Annotated in this window: 1 pseudogene; it reads right to left on the reverse strand. The window is 57.9% G+C overall.

The features are described 5' to 3' along the window. Positions 1–137: 137 nt before the first annotated feature. Positions 138–423: pseudogene (locus ACIPLA_RS27945) on the reverse strand (glyceraldehyde-3-phosphate dehydrogenase); the annotation flags it as partial.

Raw genomic sequence — 423 nt, forward strand, 5'->3', positions numbered from 1 at the left:
CCTTGTTGGAGCGAGGCTTGCCCGCGAAAGCGATGTGTCAGGCAAATCGCTTTCGCGGGCAAGCCTCGCTCCTACGCGATCCCCACAAACAAAAACGCCCCAACCAAAGTCGGGGCGTTTTCATGTGCGGCTAAGGCTTAGCGCGGGAATGCTGGCGGGTTTACACCGGCCATGTCTTCCATCACGCGAACGACCTGGCAGCTGTAACCGAACTCGTTGTCGTACCAGACGTACAGAACAACGCGGTTGTCCTGAACGATGGTCGCTTCCGCGTCCACAACACCTGCGTGGCGCGAGCCAACGAAGTCGGTGGAAACCACTTCCTGCGAATTGACGTAGTCGATTTGCTTGTGCAGATCGGAGTGCAGCGCCATGTAGCGCAGGTACTCGTTCATCTCTTCACGGGTGGCGGCTTTCTCAAGG

The sequence above is a fragment of the Pseudomonas sp. NPDC086112 genome, assembly GCF_044746425.1.
Taxonomy (GTDB): Bacteria; Pseudomonadota; Gammaproteobacteria; order Pseudomonadales; family Pseudomonadaceae; genus Aquipseudomonas.